The following is a 17,142-nucleotide window of genomic DNA, read 5'->3' as shown; positions in this document are numbered from 1 at the left end:
GGATGCCCGCGTCATCGTTGACGATTTTCGCGAGCAAGCACGCTCCTACAGAAAGCCCACTCCACCTCCCGAGGCGCGATTATGTCCATCTACAACAAGCTTGACCTGACTGGCTGGAAACCCCGGCAACTGACGTCCCAGGAAGTGCGCTTCGCCACCTGGATCGCGTTTTTCGCCTGGGTGTTTGCGGTGTACGACTTCATCCTGTTCGGCACCTTGCTGCCGGAGATCGGCCGACACTTCGGCTGGGGTGAAGTGGAGCAGGCTGAAATCGCGACCTGGGTGGCGGTGGGTACCGCCGTGGTTGCCTTGGCCATCGGGCCGATCGTCGACAAGCTGGGGCGGCGCAAAGGGATTATTTTCACCGTGGCCGGTTCCGCACTGTGCTCGGCGCTGACCGCCATTGGCGGGGCGTGGGGCAAGTCGCCGCTGATTCTGATTCGTTCGCTGGGCGGCCTGGGGTATGCCGAAGAAACCGTCAACGCCACCTATTTGACCGAGCTGTATGGCGCCTCGGAAGACCCGCGACTGACCAAGCGCCGCGGCTTCATCTACAGCCTCGTGCAGGGCGGCTGGCCGGTCGGTGCGTTGATCGCCGCCGGCTTGACCGCGCTGTTGCTGCCGATCATCGGCTGGCAGGGTTGCTTCATCTTCGCCGCGATCCCGGCGGTGGTGATCGCGATCATGGCGCGCAAGCTCAAGGAGAGCCCGCAATTCCAGATCCACCAGCGCATCAGTCAGTTGCGTAAAAGCGGCGCGGTGAAAGAAGCACAAAACGTTGCCGTGACCTACGGTGTGGACTACGACGAACACAGCAAGGCCGGCCTCAAGGCGGCCTTCCGTGGCCCGGCCCGTCGCGCCACCCTGGTGATCGGCGCTGCGCTGCTGCTCAACTGGGCAGCGATCCAGGTGTTCAGCGTGCTCGGCACCTCGGTGATCGTCAGCGTGCACCACATCTCGTTCGAGAACTCGCTGATCATCCTCGTGCTGTCCAACCTGGTGGGTTACTGCGGCTACCTCAGCCACGGCTGGATGGGCGACAAGATCGGCCGTCGCAATGTGATCGGCCTGGGTTGGATGCTCGGCGGCCTGGCGTTTGCCGGCATGCTGTTTGGCCCAAGCAATATGCCGATGGTGGTCGGGTTGTACAGCCTGGGCCTGTTCTTCCTGATCGGGCCGTACTCGGCGGCGCTGTTCTTTATCAGTGAAAGTTTCCCCACCAGCATCCGCGCCACCGGCGGCGCGATCATCCATGCCATGGGCCCGATTGGTGCCGTGGTCGCGGGCTTTGGTGCGACCCAGGTGTTGTCCGCCGGCAGTGACTGGCAGACCGCCGCGCTGTGGTTCGGCGCGCTGCCGTGCTTCTTGTCCGGCGCCCTGATGTTTGCCGCCCGCCATGTGCGTCCGGAAACCGTTCAGTAAGGAGAGTTCGATGAGCCGTAAAGTTGCCTTGATTACCGGCGCCGCCAGTGGCATCGGCCAAGCCCTCGCCGTGGCCTATGCACGTTGTGGCGTGGCGGTGGTGGGCGGGTATTACCCGGCCGATCCCCACGACCCGGGCACCACCGTGTCGTTGGTGGAAGAGGCGGGGGGCGAGTGCCTGATGTTGCCGCTGGACGTGGGCGATACCGTCTCGGTGGACGCCCTCGCCGAACAGGCGGTACAGCATTTCGGTCGGCTGGATTACGCGGTGGCCAACGCCGGTTTGCTGCGCCGTGCGCCGCTGCTGGAAATGACCGACGAGTTATGGAACGAGATGCTCAATGTCGACCTGACCGGGGTGATGCGCACCTTCCGCGCGGCGACGCGGCATATGAACGAAGGCGGCGCGCTGGTGGCGATCTCTTCGATTGCCGGCGGCGTGTATGGCTGGCACGACCACAGCCATTACGCTGCGGCCAAGGCCGGTGTGCCGGGGTTGTGCCGTTCGCTGGCGGTGGAATTGGCGCCCCTGGGCATTCGCTGCAATGCGGTGATCCCGGGGTTGATCGAGACGCCGCAGTCGCTGGATGCGAAGAACTCGCTGGGTCCGGAAGGTCTGGCAAAAGCGGCGCGAGCGATTCCGTTGGGGCGGGTAGGGCGCGCGGATGAAGTGGCGTCGCTGGTGCAGTTCTTGACCAGTGAAGCGTCGAGCTATTTGACCGGGCAGAGCATCGTTATCGACGGCGGCCTGACCGTACGCTGGCCCGACTGACTGATGTACTCAATCCAAATGTGGGAGGGGGCTTGCTCCCGATAGCGGTGGGTCAGTCACAGCAGTTCTAACTGAACCACCGCTATCGGGAGCAAGCCCCCTCCCACATTGAAACTGTGTTTGCTTCAGGAGATTTAACATGTTCCAACTGACTGACCGCCGCGCCGTGATCACCGGCGCCGGCAGCGGCATCGGTGCCGCCATCGCCCGCGCCTATGCCGTTGAAGGCGCGCGCCTGTTATTGGCCGACCGCAACTCCGCCAGCCTCGCCGAAACCGCGATCACCTGCCGTAACCTGGGCGCCGAGGTGGTCGAGTGCGTGGCCGATGTGGGCACGGTCGAAGGCGCCCAGGCCAGTGTCGACCGTTGCGTCGACCACTTCGGCGGCATCGATATCCTGGTCAACAATGCCGGGATGCTCACCCAGGCGCGTTGCGTCGACCTGTCCATCGAAATGTGGAACGACATGCTGCGCGTGGACCTCACCAGCGTGTTCGTCGCCAGCCAACGTGCCTTGCCCCATATGCTCGCGCAGCGTTGGGGACGGATCATCAACGTGGCTTCGCAACTGGGTATCAAGGGCGGCGCCGAACTGACTCACTACGCGGCCGCCAAGGCTGGAGTGATCGGTTTTACCAAGTCCCTGGCGTTGGAGGTGGCCAAGGACAATGTGCTGGTCAATGCCATCGCCCCCGGACCGATCGAGACGCCGTTAGTGGGCGGTATCAGCGACGATTGGAAGCGCGCCAAGGCCAAGGAGCTGCCCTTGGGGCGCTTCGGCCTGGCAGACGAAGTGGCGCCCACCGCCGTGCTGCTGGCCAGTGAACCGGGTGGCAACCTGTTCGTCGGCCAGACCCTGGGCCCGAACTCCGGCGATGTCATGCCATGAGCGGGGTGTAGCCATGTGCGGACTCTGCGGATTGCTCGGCGAAGACCTGCACTGGAGCGACCCCTTGGGTGATGAATTGCCCAGGCGCCGCGAACGCCTGCGCCGTATCGCCGCGATCAACCAGGTGCTGGCGGTGTTCCGGCTCAAGGTCGAAGACTTCCAGGGCGCGTCTTATCTGCTGTTGGGCGCCACCGGTAAACAGGCACTGGCGAGCGGCTTGGATCAACTGTGGCAGGCAGCTGAAGCCATGCTCGGCCGGCCGCTGGATCCCCTTGATCCGCGTCTGCTTGACCACCTGGAAAACACCCCACTGTAGGAGCGAGCTTGCTCGCGAAAAACGTCAACGATAACGCGTGTTGTCTGGATGTACGTGGCGCTCTCGGGTTTTTCGCGAGCAAGCTCGCTCCTACCGGGCGTGGAGGTAAATATGAGCATTGCTCTAAATGTGATCACCGGCTTCCTCGGCAGTGGCAAGACCACCTTGCTCCAGCGCCTGCTGCAAGGCGAAAGCCTGGGCGACACCGCGTTGCTGATCAACGAATTCGGCGATATCGGCATCGACCATCTGCTGGTGGAAGAAGTCGCGCCGAACACTGTGCTGCTGCCCAGCGGATGCATTTGCTGCTCCATCCGTGGCGAGCTCAAGGACGCGTTGCTCGGCCTGTTGCAACGCCGCGAGCGTGGCGAAATTCCTGCGTTCAAACGGGTGATCCTCGAGACCACCGGCCTGGCCGACCCGGCCCCGATCCTCGCCACCTTGAACAACGATGTGCAACTGCGCGGGCGTTTTCATATCGGCCTGGTGGTGACGCTGGTCGACGCCAGCCACGCCGCGTTGCAGGAACGCCTGCACCCGGAATGGCTGGCCCAGGTTGCGGCCGCAGACCGTTTGCTGCTGAGCAAGACTGATCTTGTGGATGACTGCGAACCGCTGCGTGCGCACCTGCAGGCGCTCAACACCGGTACGCCGATCCTCGATACCCACGCTATCCACAGTGGCGACCAACTGTTGCTCGGCGAAGGCCTGCGCAGTGCCGAACCCGCCCTGGAAGTCAGCCGCTGGCAATTGCACCAGACCACCAGCGCCAGCCATGGGGCGGCCCAAGTGTGCAGTATGACCTTTGACCAGCCGCTGGACTGGGTCGGCTTCGGGGTGTGGTTGTCGATGCTGTTAAGATGCCACGGCGAACGAATCCTTCGCGTCAAAGGACTGCTCAACGTGAACGCCAGTAACGCCCCCATCGTCATTCATGGCGTGCAGCATTGCCTGCATGCCCCGGTCCATCTGCCCACGTGGCCAGGCACCGAGCGGCAATCGCGGCTGGTGTTTATCCTGCGTGGCCTGGACCCCGCGCTGCTGCAGCGCTCGTTTGAGGTGTTCTCGCGGCGGTTCGCCGAATGATCACCTTACGAGTGCTCGGCACCTCGGTCACTTTGCTCGAATGCCTGCGCGTGCGCGCCGAACAGGAACTGGGGATTCGCCTCGTGTACCAGGTGCACGATGTGGAACAGGCCCAGCGCATCGCAGTGATGCAGCCCGACAGCTACGACCTGTACGACCAATGGTTTCACAACGTCGACTTCGTGTGGCCGGCCCGGGCGATCCAGCCCATTGACACGCGGCGCATCGCGCTGTGGCACGAGATCAACGACTTGCCCAAGCGCGGTCGCCTGTCACCCAACGACCGGCTGGGCAGCGGCAGTGTGCCCAGTGAGCGGTTGTTCGTGCAGCACGATGGCAGCCTGGGCAGCACCGTCACCGAACGCATCAGCATGCTGCCCCTTACCCACAATGCGGACAGTTTTGCCTACCGCCCCGAGCGCCTGCCCGAGGGTTTTTGCCACGGCAACGAAAGCTGGGGCTGGCTGCTGGACCCGGCCTGGCGTGCCCGCACGGCACTGCAAAGCGACGCCGCCATCGGTGCACTGGATGCGGCGCTGGCGGTACAGGGCGCGGGGCTGGCGCGCTTCAACGACATAGGCAATATGAGCATCGAAGAGATCGACGTGCTCGCCGATATTCTGGTGCGCAAGCAGAAGGAAGGGCATTTCGCTGCGTTTTGGTCCGACGATGAAGAGGCGGCGCAACTGATGCTCAGCCCGAGCATCGATATCCAGAGCCTGTGGTCGCCAACCTTGATGCGCCTGCACCGCGCCGGGGTGAAATACCGCCTGGCGGTGCCCCGCGAAGGCTATCGCGCCTGGTTCGGCGGCTTGTCATTGTCGCGCCATGCCCAGGGGCCGGTGCTGGACGCGGCCTACGCGTACCTCAATTGGTGGTTGTCCGGCTGGCCGGGCGCGGTGATGGCGCGCCAGGGTTACTACATCGGCAACCCGGCGCGCAGCCGTGATCACCTGAGCAGTGCCGAGTGGGATTACTGGTACGCCGGCAAGCCTGCGCGGGAGGAGCTGCTCGGCAGTGATGGGTTGCCGTTGATCGATATCGGCGAGGTGCGCGATGGCGGCTCCTATGAGCAGCGCATGGGGCATATTGCGGTGTGGAACTCGGTCATGGATGAGCACAACTATCTGGTGCGGCGTTGGGGGGACTTCATGCGCGCCCGCAGCTGACAGGCGGGTATGGCCAAGCGGTTGTCGCCAATAAAATGACAGTTAAATCCCCGGTTTTATTCGGTGCGCTTCTGCTCTGTCCCAGCTACTCTGCTAAAACAAAATGTCCAGTCTAAATAGATGTTTTTTTGACGGCGGGTTTGGGCGCAGGGACTGCACATGACTAAGGGACGCGGCGGCAGAGAGAGGCGAACGCTGCCAGAGGGCACTGCCATGACATGGCGCCATACCTTTCAAACCCGCATCGCCGGGGTGTTGGCGCTGTTGCTGCTGGTGGTGGTCGCCGCCACCTATTTCGCCGTCAAGAGCGCCACCCGCCGTGCCGTGGAGAACCAGGCACAAGTCCAACTGAAAACCGGAACCCAGGTATTCGAGCGTCTGCTGGACCTGCGCGGGCGGCGCCTGCAATACGGGCTCGACTGGCTCGCCGGCGATGGTCCGTTCAAGCAGGCCGTGGCCGGAGGCAAGCCCGCGCCGATCCTGGCGGCACTGCGTCGCCACGGCACCGGCATCCGTTCCAGCGACGTGTTTGTGCTGGGCCTGGATGGCAAGGTCATGGTCAGCACACTCCCTATCCTCACCCGCGGCCAGCCGTTCCCCTATGACGCCGCCTTGCGCCATGCGCGGCGCAATGGCCTGCACATGGTGATCGTGGCCCTGGATGGGCGGCCTTACCTGCTGGTGCAGGATGAAGTGCGCGACCCGTTGCCCATCGCGCGCATCGTGATGGGCTTTGCCATGGACCAACTGTTCGCCTATGAACTGCGCTCCATGAGCAACCTGGAAGTGTCGTTTCTCAGTGTGCAGGACGGCACGCCCGGCCCGCTGTTCAGCACCCAGCCCGACGCGTACCGGGCCACCGCCCTCAGCCTGCTGCACGACGCTCCGCTCAACCCTGAGGCACAGATCCATGGGTTCCACGGTCAGCGCGTGCTCAGCCGCGTGCTTCCATTGGCCAATACCGGCGACGGCGATGACGTGCGCGTATTGCTGCAAAGCCCGCTGGACCATGCGCTGGAATCCTTTGCGCCGCTGGACCGGCAGTTTCTCGGGATTGCCCTGGCGGTGCTGCTGGTGTCGTTGGCCGGCGCGTTGTTCCTGGCGCGGCGGGTGTCGCGCCCGCTCAACGCCCTCGTGGAGGCGGCGGGGCGCATCGGCGCCGGTGATTACCGCACGCCGGTGCGGGTACGCAGCCAGGATGAGTTCGGTTTGCTGGCACGCGCCTTCAACGCCATGCAAAGCGGCATCGCCGTGCGCGAACGGCAACTGGCCCACAACGCCCTGCACGACCCACTCACCGGTCTACCCAACCGGGCGCTGGCGATGGAGCGCCTGGGCAGCGCGATCAGTGCGCGGCGGCCGGTGGTGTTGCTGTACTTGGGCATCGAGAACTACCGGGTGATCAACGAAGGCTTCGGCCCCGAGGGCGTGGAGGAGATGATGCGTGAAGCCAGCCGGTGTTTGTCCATGAGCCTTCTGGCCAGCGATACCGCGGCGCGCATCACCGGCAGCGAATTCCTGCTGTTGCTGGAGAACACCGAGATCGACCGTGCAGTGACCCGCGCCGACCGCCTCTACGCACTGCTCACCGAGCCCCAGCGCATCGGCAATGACGAAGTGCGCCACGAAGTCAGCATCGGCATCGCCGCCTATCCCGCCGATGGCCAGCAGGTGGAAGAGTTGATCAGTCGCGCCGCCATCGCCCGCCACGATGCGGCGATGCTGCCGGGTTATCTGCAGATCTACCAGCAGGACCGCGACCTCGCCCACCAGCGCCAGATCACCCTGATCCGCGACCTGCGCCGGGCCGTCGTCGAAGGCGAGTTGTACCTGTGCTACCAGCCCAAGCTCGACCTCAAGCTTGGCGAGGTGTGCCAGGCCGAAGCCCTGCTGCGCTGGCAGCATCCCACCCTGGGGCTGGTGTCGCCCGCCGAATTCATCCCCCTGGCCGAGCGCACCGGCAGCATGGGCGGCCTGACCCTGTGGGTGATCGAAGAAGCCATCCGCCAGATCGGCGAGTGGTCGCAGCGCGGCATGCACATTCAGTTGTCGGTGAACATCTCGGTGGATGACTTGGCCGATGATGACCTGGCGACCCGCGTCACCACCTTGCTGGCGCACTACCAGGTGCCCGCCCAGCAGCTGATTTTCGAGATCACCGAAAGCGCGATCATGCACAACCCGCAACAAGCCTTGAGCGTGCTGGAGCAACTGCGCGGCTGCGGCATCAGCCTGTCGGTGGATGACTTCGGCACCGGCTACTCCTCACTCGCGCAATTGCAGCGCCTGCCGGTGCAGGAGTTGAAGATCGACCAGTCGTTCGTGCGCAACCTCGATAGCGCCACGGGCGACGGCGTGATCGTGCGCTCCACCATCGAAATGAGCCACAACCTGGGGCTCAAGGTGGTGGCCGAAGGGGTGGAGTTCGAGCCTAGTCTCAAGTTGCTCAAACAGTGGAACTGCGACACGGCCCAGGGCTATCTCATCAGCCGACCGTTGAATGCCCTGGCGTTCGAGCGGTGGATGCGGCGTGAGCGGGTGGCACCGTGACTGACCTATTCCATGCCGTTTTGGCTGGGTGAAACAGCTTCTAAAATTTTCGTCTCGCCGATTTTTCTCCAAGTTGCACTCAGGTTACTCCGGAACTCTCTCCGGCCTTTCCTAACCTTGGCCCGCTCTCGACGGGCCTGTGAGGGGCAATTCATGCGCACCATTCCTACAACCGTCCTCCCTGGCCAATCTCGCCCTGAACTTCAGTCGCCCCTGCCCTGGGAAGGGCATCAGCGCGAACCCATCCAAATCCATGATTCAAGCTCGCCACCCGCAGCCGTGCAGGTAAACCCTGGGCGCTCGCTGCAAAGGTCACTGTCTAGCTCGGAACAGAGCCTGGATGAAGCGAGAGAACGGCTTGGCAATACCCGCAACACGCAGAGCCTGATAACGGCCTTGGGGGCGGTGCAAAAGGCCGCGCTGGAAAACCCGAGCCTGAAGGTTGCAACCTTGTTGGACCGTCAGATGATGCCTGCTGATGCCCTTTCAACGTTTGGACGCGAAAATCGGCTTGAGCCTGCTTCGCAAGTGCCGGTGGCCTGGTTTCTAAGGGAGTCCGGCTTGAATGTTCCACACACCCCGGAACAACTGGCAGACCTGCTCTACGCGAGTTCAAACCCTCTGCCCGAGCCGCTTGAACGGGGCAACTACTGGGGCCTTTTGTCCATGCCGCTTGCGCTGGACGCTGAGCAAAGGCGTCGGCTGCAGGCGATGGTCTCGCAGACCCTGGCCGAGGTTTCGCCTGGCAAGGGTTTGTTCGCGCTCTTTCAGGAGAAACACGTTGATTCAAGTCGACCCGCAGGCGTCGTGCAGCGGATTGAACAGATGATTGAAAGTCCCGAAGTCCAAGCGTTGGGGAAAAAACTCGAGGCGGCTTTCGACGGCGTATCTACACCTTCCAGCGCCGCTCAATGGGCGATGGCAGCGATGGTGCTGGAACTTGACCCGCACGCAGGCAGCCAACGCGGGCAGGTGGCCGGGTATGACTTGCTGGCGCCGGCCAACTGGGGGGTAAGCCCGGCCGTGGTAGTGGAGCGATTGAGCCAGCACTTGGTGGCGCAGGGCAAAGTCACCTCCGCCTTGGCTCCTGCGGCGGCCTGGCTGCTGCTCGTGGGCGCGGCACCGACCTTTCTTGTGCCTGATATGCCCGCCAATCTGGTGGTGGGGTCACCCGCCTGGATGAGGCTCACGGCAGTGGTTGAGGCCAGCGAACACGCGATACCGGGTGTTGCCGCGTGCATTCCTTTTGGCGAGTGGATGACGCGTGAGAGCCATGGTCCGGTCTCGCTGACTCAGGCAATCGTCGAGCGTCACGCCCAGGAGCAGGCGCTGGTCGATTGGGGCATTGCCCAGGGCAGAGTCCCGGCCAATCCGAGGGTGTATACGCCCGAACAACTGGATGGGTTACGGACAACCTTCAATGAAACCATGACCAGGCTGCAAAAGGCGCAGAGTCAGTTGGCCGCGACGATGCCCACCCGAAGAGACATTGCGCTTGCCGAACTGAAAAAAGCCTATGGAGACGATGTTTCTTTTGAAGTCCCAAACATCAGCATCACCCACATTGATGCCAGCGAGAGTGAGCTGCACTCACTGCTGGACATTTACATGGCCGGCAAAATGGACCGTATCCCGCGAGGGGTGCGTCACGATTTTTCCCTGGGTAATCGGCATTACAGGGTCACGCCGCTGCCTGACGTTGGAAAAATCTTCGATGAGCAATTCGATGCATACGTGAGTGGCCTGAAGGCGAGTCTCACGACATTGGTCGCACATCAACTCTCGCAATTGCCGCTGAGCGACAGGCAAACCATCGCGTCCGGCCAGGTAGAGTTTTTTTCCTTGCGCAAGGCCAGTGAGGCCCAGGCCGAGGGGCTGGAGTCCGACGCCCAAGCGCAGGCCGCCGTGGCGCGCTACGGTTTGTGGATGCGGGTCCTGACCCCAAGGGACAAGCGTGACACTGGCTGGGCCTATGCCGACTTCAAGCATGCGTCCTATGAGTTGTTCCCGTTGCAGGGGCTCATTCGAAAGCGCGAGGACCTGCCCAGGAATCCGCCGAATCCAGCGCCCCGAGTGGCGGATCCTGAGGGGTATGCAGCCCGTCAAGCCAAAGGGATCGGCGAATGGCTGGACTACGAGGCTTACCGTTCAGGCACTGCCCCGCGACCGGGCACGTACTCCCATGATTTATTGACCGAAAAACTCAATGCGCCGCTCTTGCCCGAGGACAGAAAGGCGATGGACGACGCGGTTCCGACTATCGACCATCCTCGCTTCGGCCAGATTGCTGAGGTCATGGCCAATCACCTGCTGTATGACCCAGCAGCAATGAAAGCGGCCGCACGCGGGTCGACGGCGGTGGAAGATGAGGAGGCGCAGATCAAGGCCGGACATGATTTTGTCACGGGTTTGATTCCGCTCAAAAACGCGATCGAGAATGCCGCCAACGGAAACGTCGGTGCTGCTGTGCGCGATTTTGCGCTGGATATCTTTGGTTTCGTCGTGCCAGTCGGCAAGGGGCTGGGTTCGGCGGCGAAGGTGGCTGGCAAAGTGACTGAGCGGCTTGGAACGCGAGCGTTCAAGGCGTCTGACATCCTGTTCCGGGCCGCCCTCAGCGGTCTGAACCCGGTGGAAGGTCTAGGGGGCTTGGGGCTGCGGGCCACCCAAGGCATCAAAACGCTCTGGCAGGCCGGTCACAGGGAACTGAAATGGCTGCAGGGGCAGGGTTTCAATCTCAACGCCTACGCAAAAATGTCGGGTGCTGTCGAAGGTGAGATGGGTTTGGCGAGTGCATCGACGCAGGGATTGAAGGTTATTGCCAAGCGTCATCGGGGCAAGTGGCATGCCTACGATGTCACTACTCGCACGGCCTATGGCCCGGCGCTCAAGGATTTTCGCCCTGTCAGCCCACCCGCAGTTGCGCCGGGTGCCGTTGATAATGTGCACTTCGACAAGTATGCGGTCAGTAAAGCGAAGTTGGCGGGGTTGACGCCTGACAGCCAGGGTATCTACCGAGGGGAGGACGGCGCACAGTACATTCGCAACGCGGACGGCTCGGGGAAAACCTCGGTTTATAAAGTTCGCGAGGTGTCGCAGGCCGGCAGCCCGGGGAGTGTGCAGGCGCGGCTGATTAACCCGAAGACCAACCGGCAAACCGAGTTCTTGTTCAGCAACCGTGGCAACGAACAGTGGCGTCGCTTGGGGTTACAGGGTGGAGACGGCATTGCGTCACAGGACTACAAGCTGGTTGAACTGCCGATGGACGAGGTTGAGCAAGTGGTGAGGAGGGATGGGCAAATAACCTTTCTCGCTAACTTTACGACTGAAGTCAGGTTTGATGCCGAACTGGGCGCTTGGCGTAAAATCGGCCGGGGCGATGCGCTGGGTGATGTTTTCTGGCGAGCCGGGCCTTACGACTGGCGCGCCGGGCCGTTACAGGAATACTTGAAAGTCAAAGACACATTGCCTTCGCCCAGCAGTATCAGAACCGTGCGCGTTGCAGCGCTGCCTATTCCCCAGGCAGCCACCGCCATCCCCAAGGAGATCAATTACATCTGGGCGGGCGGCAGCATGCCGGATGATCGGCTCGCCACTGTTCTGAGTAACGCAGAAAAGACCTCTGCTTATAAAACCATTGTGCATATCGATGCGGACACACCGCAGGTGTTTGAGCAGATAAAAGCGCAACTTCAGGGCAAAGGCCGCAACCTGGACGTGCGTAACTTGAACGATGATGCCTTTTTCAAAGCCTTCAAGGCATCGGATTCAGGCGAGGTTTATCAGTTCTTCCGCCAAGCGCGGGGCAAAACTACGCGGCGGCCAGTGATGCATTACGTTACCCGCTGATCAACCACCGGGGCGGTATTTACCTGGACAGTGATGACGTGGTCACGGCCAATATCGGTGAGGTGGAACTCAAGGCGACGGGTAATCAGGTGTTATTGAACTCGCATGTTTCCTATGCAGACACCGATTTTATTGGCTACAACACCAGTGTGTTTGCAAGTCATCCCAATAATCCTGTGCTGCGCGATATCAGCGATGAGCTGTACCGTCGTTTCAAAGGCAATCAGCAATGGCTCGAAGGTAATCGCCCTTACTTGAAGGGAACCCCTACCGCCGAGCAGATAAAGACGTTCAATGAGTACCAGACCAGGATTTTTGAAGTCACGGGGCCGACCTTGTTCAACGACGTGCTGAGGAAAACCATGGGCAGCGCCTATGACTTGAGTTGGGCGGCAACGGATCCGTCGCTCGCGGGTATCAAGCTGTCTTCTTCAGACGCCACAGCCTTTGCCGAGGCTTACAACCATTACTTGCCCTTCAACAGCAAGTTTGCGGTAGAGATCGGTTCGCAAACCAGCATGGCCAGGGCAGTAGATTGAGGTAGCCGTGGCGGCCGGAAAAAACGGGCGCTCGGCTACAGCTTTCTCTTGAATGGTCGACATCCTCTACAGAGCTTGACCGATTGCATAGGTTTTTGCCGACCAACGGTCAAGCCTCATCTCATAATCAGTGATGGCATTTTGCCTTGCTTGCGGCATCATGGCTGTGCTTCGTTGTGCCAGGGCTGGCCGCTCTTTTTCCATTTTTTGCGGATATCCCATGGCTCGAATGACTGACTTCTTATCCCGTGTAGCGCTGGTGCTGGCAGTGGCATGCCCCGCGTCGGCGGCCACGCTTGAGGTCTCGATGCGCCAGGCCGATGGCAGCCCGGTTGCCGATGCAGTCGTGACCCTCCAGGGCCCGGCAGGCGCGCCTGCCGGTGTGCTCAAGGCCAATATGGACCAACGTGGCCAGCGTTTTGCCCCACATGTGCTGGCGGTCCATACCGGCACCCAGGTGCGTTTCCCCAACAGCGATAACATCCGGCACCAGGTGTATTCCTTCTCCGCGGCCAAACGCTTCGAACTGCGCCTGTATGAAGGCACGCCCAGCGAGCCGCTGCTGTTCGACAAGCCCGGCGTGGTGGTCTTGGGCTGCAATATCCATGACTGGATGCTCGGCTATATCTACGTCACCGACGATCCGCACTTTGGCGTCAGCGATGCCCAGGGCCAGGTGCGCCTGGAGCAACTGCCTCCCGGCGATTACCACGCCACCCTGTGGCATCCGCAATTGGCGAATATGCAGCCCTTGGATGGCGGCACCCTGCATGTTCCCGCCGCCGGCCTGAGCCACCGCGTGGTGCTGGCCCTTGAGCCCGCGTCCGAAGATCTTCCACCCACACCGATGCCAAGCGCCTTTGGCGATGCCTTCAACCGAGCTGCCCGTGAACCTGCGCAGTAGTTTCCAGGCGCGGGTCGCCAGCGTTCTGATCCTGCTGCTGCTGGTGGTGATCGGTGCGCTGTACTTCAGCGTCAAGGCCGCCACCAGCTCGGCGGTGCGCAGCCAGGCGCTGGCCCAGTTGGACGTGGGCGCGCGGGTGTTCGAGCGCTTGCTGGACGCACGCGGCCGGCGCCTCGCCGACGGCGTGCAATTGCTGGCGGCCGACTTCGGTTTTCGTGATGCGGTGGCCAGTGGCGATTCGGCGACGATGCGCTCGGTGCTGCTCAACCACGGCAAGCGCATCAACGCCAGCGACATGATCCTGCTGGGCATGGACGGCAAAGTCCTGGCCAGCACCCTGAGCGAAGTGCCCGAAGGTTCGACCTTCCACTATGACCAATCGCTGCGCGAAGCCCGGCGCAATCGCCAGGCCATGCTGATCGTGCCGCTGCAAGGCAAGCCGCACCTGCTGGTGGAGGCCTCGGTGCTGGCGCCGTTGCCGATTGCGCGGGTGGTGATGGGCTTCAGCATGGACGGCGTGTTCGCCGATGAGTTGCGTTCGTTGAGCAACCTCGAAGTGTCGTTCCTGGCGATTGATAAAGACCAGCCCGGCGAGTTGGTCACCACCCAGCCCCAGGCGCTGCGCGGGAGTATCCTGAGCCTGATGCAGGGCGATTCCACGCGCCGTGGCGTGTCCACCACCGATCATCTGGAGCAGAGCTTCCTCAGCCAGTCGCTGGTCTTGGCCAGTGATGAAAACGGCAAGGTCCTGGCCTTGCTGCAAAGCCCGCTGGATGCGGCGATGCAGGCCTTTGTGCCGTTGGATGAAAAGATCCTCGGTATCGCATTGATCGCATTGCTGGCCTCGTTGATCGGTGCCTTGTTGCTGGCGCGCACCGTATCGCGCCCGGTGCAGGCGCTGGCCCTGGCGGCCGAACGCATTGGCCAGGGCGATTATCAGACGCCGGTGGCCCTGGCCCGCAGCGACGAACTGGGCTTGCTGGCCCATGCGGTCAACTCCATGCAAAGCGGGATCGCCGAGCGCGAACAGCAGCTTGCCCACAACGCCCTGCATGATCGGCTCACCGGCCTGCCGAACCGCGCGCTGGCCATGGAGCGCCTGGGCAGCGCCATTGCGTTGAATCGGCCGGTCGCGCTGATTTACCTGGGCATCGACAACTTGCGCGCCGCCAGCGAAACCGCCGGGCCGGATGCGGTGGACCAATTGCTGCTGGCCGTCAGTCGTCGCCTGGAGGCGGTGTTGCGTCCCGGCGATACCCTGGCGCACTTGATTGCCGACGAGTTCCTGCTCCTGCTCGAAGGCGCCGGCAGCGACGAGGCGGTGGGCATGGCCGACAAACTCCAGCAACTGTTGCTGCGCCCCCAGCGCATCAACGGCCATGACCTGGCGCTGGACTGCCGCCTGGGCATCGCGGCATTCCCGGCCGATGGCGAAAGCCCGCACACCTTGCTCGAGCGCGCAGCCATCGCCATGAAAGACGCCGCGCAAATGCCCGGCCGCCTGCAAATCTACGAGCAGGGCCGCGACCTCGCGCACCGCCGCCAGATCACCCTGATCCGCGACCTGCGTCACGCGCCCAACCAGGGCCAACTGCTGCTGCATTACCAGCCCAAGCTGGACATTCGCCAAGGCCATGTGCGCCAGGCCGAAGCCTTGCTGCGCTGGCAGCACCCGCAGTTCGGCATGGTCTCGCCAGCGGAGTTCATCCCCCTGGCCGAACGCTCGGGCAGCATCCAGTTGTTGACCCATTGGGTGATCGAGGAAGGCATTCGTCAGTTGTGTGAATGGAACCGCCGTGGCCTGTACCTGCAGCTGTCGTTGAACATCTCGGCAGACGACTTGCTCGGCGATGAGCTGGCTCACCGAGTCTTGGCGTTGTTGCGGCGCTATAACTTGCCGGCGGAGCAGTTGGTGTTTGAAATCACCGAGAGCGCGGTGATGCGCGAGCCGGAAAAAGCCCTCAAAGTCCTGCACCTGCTGCGCAATTGCGGCATCAGCCTGTCGGTGGATGACTTCGGCACTGGCTACTCGTCCCTCGCGCACCTCAAGCGCTTGCCGGTGCAAGAATTGAAGATCGACCAATCCTTTGTGCGCAACCTCGATGAAACCAGTGAAGACGCAGTGATCGTGCGTTCCACCATCGAGATGAGCCACAATCTGGGCCTCAAAGTGGTCGCCGAGGGCGTTGAATACGCCCACAGCCTGCGTCTTCTGGAACGCTGGCAGTGCGATACGGCCCAGGGTTATCTGATCAGCCGGCCCTTGAGCGCCGACGCTTTCGAAGCCTGGGTGGCCTTGCCCCTCAGTGCGCAAACTTCCCTGGTTCATTGAGTGGCTGACGTGCGTCTTTCTCTAGTGATCGGCTGCCTGGCCGCCCTGACGGTGCAAACCACCCTGGCCGATAGCGGTCGCCTGATCGCCACCGGCGGTGCCAGCAGCATCGAGGGTACGGCCGGCGGTGGGATCACGCCGTGGGCGGTGTTGACCGGCTACGGCGAACAGCACGAGTGGGGTGCCACGGCGTTCGCCACCACGGTCAACCTGCCGGATTATCGGCTGGACGTGGCCGGGTTGGCGCTGGCCTATGACAACCGGGTCGAAGTGTCTTTCGCCCGCCAGCGCTTTGACCTCGGTAGCCTGGTGCATAAGCTCAACCTGCCCGAAGACAACCTCGGCCAGGATGTACTGGGCGTGAAGGTTCGCCTGTTCGGTGACGTGATTTACGACCGCTTGCCGCAGGTGTCCCTCGGCCTGGAATACAAGCACCAGACCAATTTCGATATCCCCAGCCTCGTCGGCGCCAAGCGCGACAGCGATGTGGAGGGCTACCTCGCCGCCAGCCGCTTGTTCATGGGCGCCGCGTTTGGCTACAACGTGCTGGTCAACGCCAGCCTGCGCTACAGCCGCGCCAACGAAACCGGCCTGCTCGGCTTTGGCGGCGACCGTCGCGACAGCCGCAGCCTGCTCAAGGAAGGCTCGCTGGCGCTGCTGTTCAACCCGCGCTGGGCGGTGGGCGTGGAGTACCGCGAGAAACCCGACAACCTGTCGTTCGCCGGCGAAAGCGACTGGGCCGATGTGTTTGTCGGCTACTTTCCCAATAAACACCTGTCGTTTGTGCTGGCCTACGCCCGCCTCGGCGAAATCGCGACCTTGGATAACCAGAACGGCACCTACCTGTCGGTGCAGGGGAGTTTCTGATGCGCTTTCTACCCATCGCCCTGGTGCTGCTGCTCAGCGCCTGCGCCCAGCAACCGCCCAAGGACGACAGCCTGTACCGCGACCTCGGCGCCATGCCCGGCATCACGCGGATTGTCGAAGGCATGCTGCTCAACATTGCCCGCGATGAGCGCATTGTCGAACGCTTCCGACGCATCGATATCCAGCGTTTGCGCAACAAGTTGATCGAACAGTTCTGCGTCGAGGCAGGCGGGCCGTGCACCTACACCGGTGACAGCATGGCCGAGAGTCACAAGGGCCAGAACGTGAGCCGCAGTGACTTTAATGCGTTGGTGGAGGATTTGATCAAGGCGATGGACCGCGAGGGCATTGCGGTAGCGGTGCAAAATCGATTGATTGCCCGGCTGGCTGCGATGCGTGGAGAAGTGATCGAGCACTAGTCTGCTGAACACCACATTCAGTCCTGCATCA

At 62.4% G+C, this 17,142-nt stretch carries 13 protein-coding genes; all 13 read left to right on the top strand.

The genetic code is table 11. The annotated features are described in order from the left end of the window. Nucleotides 1–81: 81 nt before the first annotated feature. Nucleotides 82–1,422 carry an MFS transporter gene (locus tag PspCFBP13509_RS02575; protein ID WP_065926587.1) on the top strand — a complete coding sequence of 447 codons (1,341 nt, stop codon included), beginning with the start codon at nucleotides 82–84 and terminating at the stop codon, nucleotides 1,420–1,422. A gap of 10 nt (nucleotides 1,423–1,432) precedes the next feature. Then, nucleotides 1,433–2,194: an SDR family NAD(P)-dependent oxidoreductase gene (locus PspCFBP13509_RS02570; RefSeq protein WP_065926586.1), complete on the top strand. Its 762-nt coding sequence runs from the start codon at nucleotides 1,433–1,435 to the stop codon at nucleotides 2,192–2,194. Between the two features lie 139 nt (nucleotides 2,195–2,333). Further along, nucleotides 2,334–3,083: an SDR family NAD(P)-dependent oxidoreductase gene (locus PspCFBP13509_RS02565; RefSeq protein ID WP_137211515.1), complete on the top strand. Its 750-nt coding sequence runs from the start codon at nucleotides 2,334–2,336 to the stop codon at nucleotides 3,081–3,083. 13 nt (nucleotides 3,084–3,096) lie between these two features. After that, on the top strand, nucleotides 3,097–3,399 hold the full coding sequence (locus PspCFBP13509_RS02560) for a hypothetical protein (RefSeq protein WP_065926584.1): 303 nt from the start codon (nucleotides 3,097–3,099) through the stop codon (nucleotides 3,397–3,399). Between the two features lie 111 nt (nucleotides 3,400–3,510). Further along, complete coding sequence (locus PspCFBP13509_RS02550) at nucleotides 3,511–4,485, top strand: CobW family GTP-binding protein (protein ID WP_065926583.1); 975 nt, start codon at nucleotides 3,511–3,513, stop codon at nucleotides 4,483–4,485. Next, the gene (locus tag PspCFBP13509_RS02545) at nucleotides 4,482–5,654 is read left to right on the top strand and encodes an ABC transporter substrate-binding protein (RefSeq protein ID WP_065926582.1); all 1,173 of its coding nucleotides are present in this window, start codon (nucleotides 4,482–4,484) and stop codon (nucleotides 5,652–5,654) included. The genes PspCFBP13509_RS02550 and PspCFBP13509_RS02545 overlap by 4 nt, the downstream gene beginning before the upstream one ends. Before the next feature lie 213 nt (nucleotides 5,655–5,867). After that, a complete protein-coding gene (locus PspCFBP13509_RS02540) occupies nucleotides 5,868–8,204 on the top strand; it encodes a putative bifunctional diguanylate cyclase/phosphodiesterase (RefSeq protein ID WP_065948893.1) in 2,337 nt (778 codons plus the stop codon). A gap of 153 nt (nucleotides 8,205–8,357) precedes the next feature. Next, nucleotides 8,358–12,050, top strand: a complete 3,693-nt coding sequence (locus PspCFBP13509_RS02535; RefSeq protein WP_137211514.1) for a hypothetical protein — start codon at nucleotides 8,358–8,360, stop codon at nucleotides 12,048–12,050. 38 nt (nucleotides 12,051–12,088) lie between these two features. Beyond that, entirely contained in the window at nucleotides 12,089–12,589 is a 501-nt protein-coding gene (locus PspCFBP13509_RS02530) for a hypothetical protein (RefSeq protein ID WP_242001047.1), read from the top strand. Between the two features lie 220 nt (nucleotides 12,590–12,809). After that, nucleotides 12,810–13,493, top strand: coding sequence for a methylamine utilization protein (locus PspCFBP13509_RS02525; protein ID WP_083221283.1), 684 nt, complete (start codon nucleotides 12,810–12,812; stop codon nucleotides 13,491–13,493). Next, a complete protein-coding gene (locus PspCFBP13509_RS02520; RefSeq protein WP_065949016.1) occupies nucleotides 13,477–15,825 on the top strand; it encodes a bifunctional diguanylate cyclase/phosphodiesterase in 2,349 nt (782 codons plus the stop codon). Before PspCFBP13509_RS02525 ends, PspCFBP13509_RS02520 begins: the two co-directional genes overlap by 17 nt. Nucleotides 15,826–15,834: 9 nt before the next feature. Beyond that, a complete protein-coding gene (locus tag PspCFBP13509_RS02515; protein WP_065948891.1) occupies nucleotides 15,835–16,692 on the top strand; it encodes a DUF3034 family protein in 858 nt (285 codons plus the stop codon). Next, nucleotides 16,692–17,111, top strand: a complete 420-nt coding sequence (locus tag PspCFBP13509_RS02510) for a group I truncated hemoglobin (RefSeq protein ID WP_065926577.1) — start codon at nucleotides 16,692–16,694, stop codon at nucleotides 17,109–17,111. The genes PspCFBP13509_RS02515 and PspCFBP13509_RS02510 overlap by 1 nt, the downstream gene beginning before the upstream one ends. The last annotated feature ends 31 nt before the right edge of the window (nucleotides 17,112–17,142 follow it).

Source organism: Pseudomonas sp. CFBP13509 (assembly GCF_005233485.1).
Lineage (GTDB): Bacteria > Pseudomonadota > Gammaproteobacteria > Pseudomonadales > Pseudomonadaceae > Aquipseudomonas > Aquipseudomonas marginalis.
This window is presented reverse-complemented; position numbering and strand designations above follow the sequence as displayed.

Coding starts and splice junctions, on each gene's coding strand:
- PspCFBP13509_RS02570 (WP_065926586.1), top strand. CDS start 1,433: ATGAGCCGTAAAGTTGCCTTGATTACCGGCGCCGCCAGTGGCATCGGC.
- PspCFBP13509_RS02535 (WP_137211514.1), top strand. CDS start 8,358: ATGCGCACCATTCCTACAACCGTCCTCCCTGGCCAATCTCGCCCTGAA.
- PspCFBP13509_RS02575 (WP_065926587.1), top strand. CDS start 82: ATGTCCATCTACAACAAGCTTGACCTGACTGGCTGGAAACCCCGGCAA.
- PspCFBP13509_RS02550 (WP_065926583.1), top strand. CDS start 3,511: ATGAGCATTGCTCTAAATGTGATCACCGGCTTCCTCGGCAGTGGCAAG.
- PspCFBP13509_RS02540 (WP_065948893.1), top strand. CDS start 5,868: ATGACATGGCGCCATACCTTTCAAACCCGCATCGCCGGGGTGTTGGCG.
- PspCFBP13509_RS02545 (WP_065926582.1), top strand. CDS start 4,482: ATGATCACCTTACGAGTGCTCGGCACCTCGGTCACTTTGCTCGAATGC.
- PspCFBP13509_RS02560 (WP_065926584.1), top strand. CDS start 3,097: ATGTGCGGACTCTGCGGATTGCTCGGCGAAGACCTGCACTGGAGCGAC.
- PspCFBP13509_RS02565 (WP_137211515.1), top strand. CDS start 2,334: ATGTTCCAACTGACTGACCGCCGCGCCGTGATCACCGGCGCCGGCAGC.
- PspCFBP13509_RS02525 (WP_083221283.1), top strand. CDS start 12,810: ATGGCTCGAATGACTGACTTCTTATCCCGTGTAGCGCTGGTGCTGGCA.
- PspCFBP13509_RS02510 (WP_065926577.1), top strand. CDS start 16,692: ATGCGCTTTCTACCCATCGCCCTGGTGCTGCTGCTCAGCGCCTGCGCC.